The organism is Pseudochrobactrum sp. AO18b (assembly GCF_000409565.1).
GTDB classification, from domain to species: domain Bacteria; phylum Pseudomonadota; class Alphaproteobacteria; order Rhizobiales; family Rhizobiaceae; genus Pseudochrobactrum; species Pseudochrobactrum saccharolyticum.
Genome location: NZ_ANNO01000430.1, coordinates 1 through 9,971, shown reverse-complemented (window position 1 = coordinate 9,971; position 9,971 = coordinate 1). Strand labels below are relative to the sequence as shown.

General features: G+C 49.0%; 7 protein-coding genes and 1 tRNA gene. 3 read left to right on the top strand and 5 right to left on the bottom strand.

Going from position 1 to position 9,971, the window contains the following annotated elements; translation table 11 throughout:
- Positions 1-53: 53 nt before the first annotated feature.
- A complete protein-coding gene (locus tag A918_RS20830; RefSeq protein ID WP_022712097.1) occupies positions 54-1,343 on the bottom strand; it encodes an HdeD family acid-resistance protein in 1,290 nt (429 codons plus the stop codon).
- Positions 1,344-1,561: 218 nt separating this feature from the next.
- Here A918_RS20830 and A918_RS0116360 point away from each other — a divergent pair, with 218 nt between their 5' ends.
- Positions 1,562-2,686, top strand: coding sequence for a VWA domain-containing protein (locus tag A918_RS0116360; RefSeq protein ID WP_022712096.1), 1,125 nt, complete (start codon positions 1,562-1,564; stop codon positions 2,684-2,686).
- A gap of 58 nt (positions 2,687-2,744) precedes the next feature.
- Here A918_RS0116360 and A918_RS0116355 read toward each other — a convergent pair whose 3' ends face one another.
- The 3 genes from A918_RS0116355 to A918_RS0116345 all read right to left on the bottom strand — a co-directional run bounded on the left by A918_RS0116355 (position 2,745) and on the right by A918_RS0116345 (position 4,740).
- Positions 2,745-2,945, bottom strand: coding sequence for a hypothetical protein (locus A918_RS0116355; protein ID WP_245257349.1), 201 nt, complete (start codon positions 2,943-2,945; stop codon positions 2,745-2,747).
- Positions 2,946-2,998: 53 nt separating this feature from the next.
- Positions 2,999-3,592 carry a histidine phosphatase family protein gene (locus A918_RS0116350; protein ID WP_028233903.1) on the bottom strand — a complete coding sequence of 198 codons (594 nt, stop codon included), beginning with the start codon at positions 3,590-3,592 and terminating at the stop codon, positions 2,999-3,001.
- A gap of 98 nt (positions 3,593-3,690) precedes the next feature.
- Positions 3,691-4,740 carry an LLM class flavin-dependent oxidoreductase gene (locus tag A918_RS0116345; protein WP_022712094.1) on the bottom strand — a complete coding sequence of 350 codons (1,050 nt, stop codon included), beginning with the start codon at positions 4,738-4,740 and terminating at the stop codon, positions 3,691-3,693.
- Between the two features lie 509 nt (positions 4,741-5,249).
- Between A918_RS0116345 and mprF the strand changes: the two genes are divergently transcribed.
- Both mprF and A918_RS0116335 read left to right on the top strand, forming a co-directional pair.
- On the top strand, positions 5,250-7,895 hold the full coding sequence (gene mprF, locus A918_RS0116340) for a bifunctional lysylphosphatidylglycerol flippase/synthetase MprF (protein WP_022712093.1): 2,646 nt from the start codon (positions 5,250-5,252) through the stop codon (positions 7,893-7,895).
- Positions 7,892-9,289, top strand: a complete 1,398-nt coding sequence (locus A918_RS0116335) for an AcvB/VirJ family lysyl-phosphatidylglycerol hydrolase (protein ID WP_022712092.1) — start codon at positions 7,892-7,894, stop codon at positions 9,287-9,289. The genes mprF and A918_RS0116335 overlap by 4 nt, the downstream gene beginning before the upstream one ends.
- Positions 9,290-9,705: 416 nt before the next feature.
- On the opposite strand, the gene A918_RS0116330 is transcribed toward A918_RS0116335, so the two are convergent.
- Positions 9,706-9,791, bottom strand: a tRNA-Leu gene (locus A918_RS0116330).
- Between the last annotated feature and the right edge of the window lie 180 nt (positions 9,792-9,971).

Genomic DNA, 9,971 nt, shown 5'->3' with positions numbered 1-9,971 from the left:
AACGCGCCGGTGCTTTTGCTCCGGCGCGTGCATATTCAATACATTTCTGCGTTTTATTCCGATCTTGTTTTCAGGAATATTTTAGGCACCCAGAAACCGGGTTTCGGGTCAACGATGGCACTCAGCGCACGGGCATAATCAAGAACGAGACCCGGTGTCCATGCCATGGTTTCTGCGCGCTTGCGCATCATGCTGGCAGCCCAGAGTTCCGGATAAACAATCGCACGGAATGCTGAGAAGACCGGCCAGCGTTTATTCCGGTAAACACCTTCCAATGCGGCATCCAGAGCATCAGCCACTGCGCTGGAGCAATTGCGGTTTGTCAGATTATAGGTGTTGTCGGCCTTGTAGGTTTTCCAGAAAGCACGCAGCTTATCTTCATCAATATTATTGATAACCACCTGTACCGTAGACTCGCACCAGTCTGCGGCTTCCGATTTATAATCAGGTAAAAATCTGCCTTCGATATTATTATCGGCAGTGGCACGCAAAGTGCGGCTGAACTCATTGGGAGAACGGTCAATTTCTACTGCCGGATAATGACTGATATAAACATCAGGCACCAGCTCCAGAGCCGCATGACCGGTGGAGATGACACCATTGGCATCAATAGCAGCAATATAGCGGCTGATCGCACGCTGGCGCAGCGGTGTCATGGCCGTACCGGTTGGTGTCCAGACATGAATGATTAATTCGCCGCGTTTAGGGTTTTTCTCATCCGTTTCATGATGCGCGGTCATTGCCGAGAGTAAGCTGCTGCGCCCGAAAAGACGTGAAAGCGGCGCACCGGCCTCAAGACTATGGATGCGAAGCGCAACATGGATAATACCGAAGCTGGTGAGCATGATAACCGCGCCGACATTGGCGCCGACAGTACCTTCATACCAGGTCGGCCATGGCTGCAAGGTCGCAACGGCCAGAATAAGTTCCAGCACACCACCGGCAATACCAGCCTTCCAGCGCGGATAGCGCACAACCCACGCGCTGGCGATACGCATACTGCCGTCAACAAGAAAACACAGGCCAAACACCATGGCCAGAAAGAAATTGCTGGCGGCACTGGATGTGTAAATAAGAATACCGACAGCAAATAATGCAATCCCTTGCACTATGCGCATCTGTCTGGCTGTGCCTTCGCTACCGGCTGCGGCAAGCAGGCTGAGAGCCGCTTCCGGCACCAGAAAATAAGCAAAAAGATACGGGCGGAGCAGGGTATCTCCGTCCAGTGCATCAATCAGAATAGCAAGGCCGACAATAAGCCAGAGAACGCCGATGACGAACAGTGTTTTCCAATGTCTCTGGATGATTTCACGACCCAGAAAAAGAAACAGAATACGTATCATGCGTTGATCTCGGTTGTTCTCTTGTAATTGTCATAGTGGCGCTTTTATTCAGTTAAGCGCGAAGAATTTACTATTACATCTAAAATTGTACAGACAGCTAAATAAATATTGCAAAAAAGAATAAAAAACCTGCTGGTCATAATATTGTCCGGTCAGGCTCCCAATTATGCCTCATTCCGCCGCAAAGCATAGGCATCGTTTATTCTTCGGGGAAAATAATGGTTCGTTCTTTGCGCGCTTTCGGAAAAACACTTGCTGCCGGTCTTGCTGTCACTGCATTGGCTTCACCGGTTTTTGCAGCCAGTAATGACCAGAACCAACGTATTGAGGTCGCTTTTGTACTCGATACAACCGGCTCAATGGCCGGTCTTATTGACGGGGCCAAAAAGAAGATCTGGTCGATTGCCAATACCATCATTGATGTGAATCCCGATGCGGATATTCGTATGGCACTCGTGGCCTATCGTGACCAGGGCGATGAATATGTCGTTAAATCCTATGATATGAGCGCGGATGTGCAGGGACTATACGGCAAGCTGATTAAGCTTGAGGCCGACGGCGGCGGCGATACACCCGAATCCGTCAATGAAGCGCTGGATGAATCTGTCCGCAAGCTGCAATGGACTAAAAATGACAATACCAGACGGATCATTTTCCTTGTCGGAGATGCGCCGCCGCATATGGATTATCCGAACACATGGCAATATCCGCAAATTCTGAAACGTGCGAAAGAAGATAAAATCACCGTCAATACAATTCAGGCCGGTGATGATCCTGACACGACCAAAGTCTGGCGGGAAATTGCCCAGCTCGGGCACGGGCGTTATATAGAAATTCCGCAGGATGGCGGTAATATCACTGTTATGGAAACGCCGTTTGACAACGAAATTATCGTTGTTCAGCAAAATCTTGATAAGACCGTGATTGCCTATGGCAGTTCAAAAGTTCAGGCTGAGCTTTTCAGCAAGATGGATGCAAAATCTGCCGCTCCTGCAGCTGTAAAGGTTGATAATTCACGCTATTACTCGAAAAAAGGCGGCGCTAAAGAGGTTGTAACCGGCGGCGGCGATCTTGTGGCGGATGTGCAGAACGGCAAACAAAAACTGGATGCCGTGAAGGATGAGGAATTGCCGGAAAATATGCGCGGCAAATCCGGTCAGGAGAAACAGGCAATTCTCGACCGCAATGCGCAGGAACGCACGAAACTTGAAGGGGAAATGGCAGGCCTCATCAGCAAGCGTGATGATTATATAGCCAAGAAAACAGCTGAGCTGAGCAAAGACAGTGGCGGAGATTCATTCGATACTGTTGTTAAGGAAACTCTAGTTGAACAGCTGAAATAATACTCTGATTTTGGCACTCTGTTCATAGCGGGCAGGGTGCCTCATGCCGTAAGACATTTTATAAATATATAAGCGGTGAAAGCCCCAGAAGCAGGCCGGCAACGGCGATACTGCTGCGCCAGTAAAACACGCCCCACAGGCCGGAAACTAAAGCAATTGGCGCCGTAAAAACGCAATATATGATGGCATAGCCGTCATTTCCCGCACCGAAAAAGACCAGATAATAGAATATAAAGGCCGTCAGCGCGCCAAAAATCACGGATATGATTGCAGACAGGCACCAGTTTTGTTTGCGCGAGGGTGTTTGCTGGCTCATATATCGTAAGCAATCCGCTCAATATTCCCGTTACCGGATAATCCGAACAGAACATCCTGAGGGACTTCAAGTTTCAGCGCTTCATTTCTCGGGATATTGGCATAAATACTGCGAATTATCCGGCCGGTCACACCATGCGAAACGATGATTTTGATCTGAGCCTGATGTTCTTCAATAGTGGTCAGCACGTCTTGAACGCGGGCGGACATATCTTCAAAGCTTTCACCGTCAGGAGAGTGAAAGAACCATTCATGGCGCTCCAATCCATCACGGGCATTCGGCCATTCCTGCTCTATCTCGTAATCCGTAAGACCTTCCCATGAGCCCATACCAATTTCCATCAGGCGCGGGTCGAGTATGATTTCATCCGGTTTGCCCAGTTTTTCGGCGATTATTTTTGCAGTGCTATGCGCACGGCCTAGCGGGCTGGAAAAGAGAGCAATATCATCGGAGATGATGTTTTTGCGAAGAGTTACACCTGCAGCAGCAGCCTGACGCAATCCGAGCGCGGTGAGCGGAGAGTCGACTTGTCCTTGCCAGCGTGCGGCAGCGTTAAAAATCGTTTGGCCGTGACGAACTAAATAAATCACGCTGCTTTGCTCCTGAGTCCAAGGCTGTTTTGTTTTTGCAGTGATGAGAATACTCAAAAATAATCCCTCAAGCCATCGCTGGCTTGAGGGATAGTTTTTTAGCCGATTATATCGCCGGTGACAGGGCCTTCCCAGTTCGGTTTCCAACCAAGGGCAGGAGCCACATATTTGGCAAAAGATTCCAGCATATGCAGGTTATAATCCGGCCCAAGCTGGTTCGGAATTGTCAGCATAAGAGTATCTGCCAGTGCAATGGCGCGATCATTCTTCAGCTCTTCAATCAGCCGGTCCGGTTCGGCAGCATAGGTACGGCCGAATGTTGAACGGAAACCGTCAATCATACCAACCCCGTCATATCTTTCAGATGCATTACCAAAATAAGCGGCATCCTGTTCGTTCACAATCGGGAAGATGCTGCGGCTGACAGAAACGCGCGGAGCACCGGTATGACCTGCCGCACGATAGGCTTCGCGGAAACGAATAATCTGCTCCGCCTGAAGCTCGTCAAAAGGCATTCCCGCATCTTCCGTCAACAAAGTAGACGACATCATGTTCAGGCCTTGTTGTCCTGTCCATTCAGCACTTTCACGGGTCGCAGAACCCCACCAGATATGATCGCGCAACGTAGAAGAACGCGGTTCAATCGGCATCATCTGACCGCCGGTCGTGCTGCGTTCGCCCGGTGCCAGTCGTTCGCCGTCAATTGAACGCATGAACAAATCGAATTTCGTGCGTGCAATATCAGCACCGCGCGGATCAGTTGAACCGGTATAGCCAAAGGTTTCGTAACCGCGCACCACTGTTTCCGGTGAGCCGCGACTGATCCCCAGTGCAATACGTCCGTCTGCGAGAATATCGAGAGCGGCAGCTTCTTCAGCCAGATATAGCGGGTTTTCATAGCGCATATCAATAACACCGGTACCGACTTCGATATGTTTTGTCTTCGCCGCAATCGTTGCCAGCAATGGCATTGGCGATGCCTGCTGACGGGCAAAGTGATGCACGCGGAAATAAGCGCCGTTCACACCAAGTTCGTCCGCACCAACGCCGATATCGACTGCTTGTTTCAGCATGTCACTGGCTGTCCGCGCCTGCGAACCTTGTGCATTCACATAGTGACCAAAACTTAAAAAACCAAAGGATCTCATAGAGTTACTCCTGCCGCTCAAGCGGTTTCAATAGCAATTGGTCTTGATATAGTATGCAGGTGGAAGAGGCGCAAAGCTTGCAAATAGGACACTGTGTTCATCATGTGACCTATAGTGAGGAGAAATCCCCCTCATTGCGTTGTTGGTTATTTTTTGACCTGATGTCTTGATACCTGATTATAGGCAAGAGGCATTCGCAAGGGATAGTATTTGTGCTGGATCTACCTCATGTATTGTTACAGCTATTTGAGATGGGGTTCGAGTAATTCTTGTCGCTAAGTAGCAGGCTGGCATTTTATCCCCCAGCAAATTGATATCATTTGTGGAAGCTATGAATGCATTAGAAATGTTTCATAGCTATACACACGGCCGGAGTGAGTACGAATATTGGCTTTATCGTCCTTACCCTGAGAGTTTTCCGTGGTTTAGCGAACGTTGAAACTTCACCACAAATTTATCATAATCTGCGCCGTAATATCCGCCCGTTCTCATGGCGCAGGCAGCGATAAATGACGGCTCCGAATGATAAAAAACAACACGCACATTCCGAAACAACACTGCAGCCTGAAGGGCTTGCACAGTCATCCCGACGCTTTGACCTGATAAAGCGCTATCAGCATTTTTTCTTTCCTGTTGCCGGTTTCGTTGTCGTTCTGCTGGCAATCTATGTATTGGAAAATATGCTGCAGAATACGTCCCGTTCGCAGACAATGGCGGCGTTTCATACGATTTCATGGCAAACAATCAGCCTTGCCATATTTTTCACAATGCTCAGCTATGCCGCTGTTGCACTATATGACGTGGTCGCAGTCGAGACGATTGCTCCGGGGCAGATTCCAAAACGTCTTGCAGCGATTGCAGGAGCGGCAGGCTATGCAATCTCTAATGCGCTTGGTTTTTCACTGCTTACCGGTGGTGCATTGCGTTACCGTATTTATGCGGCGGAAGGTATCAGCCTTGCCGATATAGGGAAAATAGTCGGCACATCGTGGTTTGCCATCTGGTTCGCCCTGATTATCATGGTTGGCGCGGCACTGTTGATTGACCCTAAGGACGTGCCCTGGCTGTCCGCTTTTGACAGCTGTATTGATATTGTGGCCGGACTTGTCATTCTTGGTGGCATCGGCTGGCTTATTTACTGGCTGTCACACAGCGAACGCCATATCAGGATCGGCACTTTCAGCCTGCGATTACCGGATTCAAAAGGCGCTATGGTTCAGATATTCGCCGGTCTGGTTGATGTCGGTGCCGCAGCTGCTACGCTTTATGTGCTGATGCCGGATGGCGCGGTCCCAAGTTTTGCGGTTTTTGCGATTGTTTATGTAATTGCGGTGGTGCTGGGTATTGCCAGTCATGCACCCGGCGGGCTTGGTGCTTTTGAGGCAACAATCATTGCCGGTCTTGGCCTTGGCGGCAATCCGGAAGCCATTGCAGGCTTACTTGCCTATCGCGTTATCTATACGGTCTTGCCATTGGTTACCGCGGCAGCCGGTTTGTTATTCTGGGAGATCATGCGCCGCCGTCATATGCTCGGTAAGCAGGCACGACTTGCCAAACGTCTGGTTGAGCCGCTGATACCGGGACTGAGCGCCAGTATTATTTTTCTGGGCGGGATTATTTTGCTGATTTCCGGAGCCACGCCGGATAAGCGCTATCGTGTGGAATTACTGTCTGACATTGTGCCGGAATTTCTGGTTGAAATGTCGCATCTGGCCGCGAGCTTGGTCGGGGTTGCCTTGCTGATTGTTGCGCGGGGGCTGGCGAAACGGCTGGAGCGTGCATGGCTGGCGGCATTGCTGTTACTTTTAAGCGGCGCTGTTTTCTCCCTTTCTAAAGGGCTGGATTGGGAAGAAGCTGTTACGCTTTGTCTTTTTTCTGTCGTGCTCTGGGAGTTTCGCGATTCATTTTATCGTCGCCCGATCACCGGTAGTTTTGAGTTAAGCTGGCATTGGATTGTGACCGTTGGCACAACATTGCTGGTTTCTACATGGCTTGGTTTCTTTGTGTATCGCCATGTCGAATATTCCAGTGATCTTTGGTGGGATTTTGCATGGAATAGCAATGCGCCACGTTTTTTGCGTGCCACAGTACTGGTTTTCGCTGTTGTCGCTGCTTTTGGTCTGCATACATTAATCAACCGTCATAGCCAGCGCAAACAAAATACCAATCATGATATACCTGAAGCCGTGCCTGCTTTAGTTGTGGCCTGTCCTCATACGGATGCGGCTCTTGCTATGGTGGGGGATAAACAGTTTCTCCTTGCACCTGACGACAGTGCTTTCATCATGTATGCGCAGTCGGGCGGCAGCCTGATTGCATTGGGTGAGCCGGTTGGCCAAATCTCTACGGCAAAAGAACTGGCATGGACATTTCACGCTTTGGCGGATCAGCAGGCATTACGCACAGTGTTTTACGGAGTGGGGCCGCAAAGTCTGCCATTGTTTCTGGATATGGGATTGGTAGCCCTTAAGCTGGGTGAAGTGGCGCGGGTGGAATTGGCGGATTTTTCTCTTGAGGGCGCGCGGCGTCAGCCTTTCCGCTATGCAGATCGTAAAGTCAGTAAAGACGGGTTAGTCTTTGAAGTTATTTCTGCAGCAGATGTACCGCCTTTGTTGCCGCGCTTGCGTGAGATTTCTGATGCCTGGCTGGAGTTTAAATCCGGAAGTGAAAAAGGCTTTTCACTCGGATATTTTGATGAAGATTACCTCAAGCGATTTGATCTGGCTGTGCTCCGGCAGGAAGGGGAAATCGTTGCTTTTGCCAATTTATGGCGCGGTGGTGACAAATACGAAATTACCGTCGATCTGATGCGTTATATGCCGAATGCGCATAAATTACTGATGGATGCGCTCTTTGCCAAATTGCTGATCTACAGCAAAGAGCAGGGTTATAAATGGTTTAATCTCGGAGCCGCGCCCCTGTCAGGCTTAAGTGGCAGCAGGCTTGCTTCCCGATGGAACCGGTTTGGTTCATTTGTCTACAAACGTGGCGCAGATCTTTATCATTTTGACGGGTTAAAGGCGTTTAAGGAAAAATTCGAACCTGTCTGGACACCGCATTACATGGTTTGCCCCGGCGGATTTGAAACGCCGCGTGCACTTTTGGACGTAACGAAACTGATTAACGGCAGTCCGCTGGAGTTTATTCGCAAATGAAAGCAAAACGGCTTGTGGGACTCTTCGGATTGCTGGTGCTGATTGCAGCAGGTATCTATTTATCTATGCATCCGGGCAAAGTGCTTCGTTTCTGGGCAAGTCTGACTGTTTCGGACAAGCCGGTAACGCATGTAAGTGCGGAGCGGCTGTCAGAGATTCCTGTTTATATGCCGAAAGGCGATCCGGCAGGGCTGGCGATTATTATCAGCGATCTTAACGGAGGCGGCGATCGTGAACGCCGTTTTGCCGATGCGCTGCTGGCACGCAACCTGATTGTCTTGCCGGTTGATCTCCGGCAATGGCGTGCAGCACTCGATAAAGAGGATGGTGAATGTAATTATCTTGATTCAGACTTTGAAGCGATCACCAAAGAAGCTTTGCGTGCGCTGGATCTGAATGTTTATTTTCATCCTGTTGTAGCCGGAATCGGGCAGGGGGCGACGATTGCTTACGCCGCTGCGTCAGATTCACCCGATGCTACAATTGCCGGTGCTGTCGGAATTGATCCCGTGCCCGCCCGTACCCGTCTGCCATCCTGTACCGAACAGGCGGAGGCCAGCAAAACGCCGGACGGCGGTTTCACTTATGAATATGGTAAGGAACTTCCAGTTTCTGCTTTGCTTGTTGCAGCGGGAGGCTTGCAAGCCAACCAGCCGGAAGCTGCACGCGAACAGAATATTGCGATATTACAAAATGTGCCTGATCCGGATCAGCGTTTTCGCGTGGCGGCTGATGAGGTGCTGTCAATGGCCGGTCAGGATGCTCAAAATGCAGCTATGCCGGTTGTTGATTTACCTGCGCGTGGCGGCAAAGCAAAATATGTAGCAGTTTTTTATTCAGGAGACGGTGGCTGGCGCGATATTGATAAATCCATAGGGGAGTGGCTGCAGACGCAGGGTGTGCATGTGATTGGTGTGGATTCTTTGCGTTATTTCTGGAGCGAACGTAAACCCGTGGATATTGCGCGCGATACAACAGCTTTACTGAAGAAAGCAGATCCGGGCGGAAAGTTACCTATAGCGGTTCTGGGCTATTCATTCGGTGCTGATACATTCCCTTTTGCATGGAAATATCTTGATCCGACACTGCAAAACCGGATCAGAATGGTAGGGTTACTGGGGGTCTCAACCACAACATCTTTTCAGATTTCCGTTCAGGGATGGCTCGGTTTTGAAGGGGAACAAAAAACGCTGCCGGCTATTCTTTCCATACCACAGGATCGGGTCGTCTGTGTCTATGGTGAAGATGAAGAGGATACGGCTTGTACTGCGGATGCTTTAAAAGGTGCGGATATTATGAAAATCAGCGGCGGGCATCATTTTGACGGGAATTATGAGGCACTCGCCCAAACATTGTTACAGAAAATGCAGAAACTTGCAGCAGTGTTGGAATAATAAATGAAAAATGCACCACAGATAATATACCTGACAAAATTACATCTATTATATCGATAAAATAATGAGAGAAGATTGCGCTGATTAAACAAGATATCTTCATGATTAATATGGTTAAAACAAAGAAGTAATGCTTCGTATATTCTTTTGCAATTCAGAGATGCGATTACCACTTAATGATAAAATATCCAAAATGACAATATAGTCTGTTCGCGTATAACTGGCGCTTGATATGTTTTAGATCAGCAGTAAGATTTTACACAAATTGCAGGCAGAAACCTCTGACTGGTTCGACAAATAATAATTCATACTGAAAACAGCGCCTTATCAGCGCAAGTTTTGTCATTGAGAGGATAATGATATCAGAACGTTAGGAACGCTTAAAAAAATAGCACCAGCTAAGTCATTGAAATAGCTGGTGCGGACGGCGGGACTTGAACCCGCAAGCTCTAAGAGCGGCAGATTTTAAGTCTGCTGAGTTTACCGATTTCTCCACGTCCGCAGTGCAAGATGTTTTATGCACCTGAAACCTGCCTTTTGATCCGTGATTTGCTTGCGGAAGTCAAGGCGCAGATTGCGCGCTGAGTGAAAAATCTGCCGGAATATCACTCGGCATAAATATATTTTGCAAAAATCAATATTGATTGAAATCAGTAATTTAGTCTCATGTAACTCACGTCAC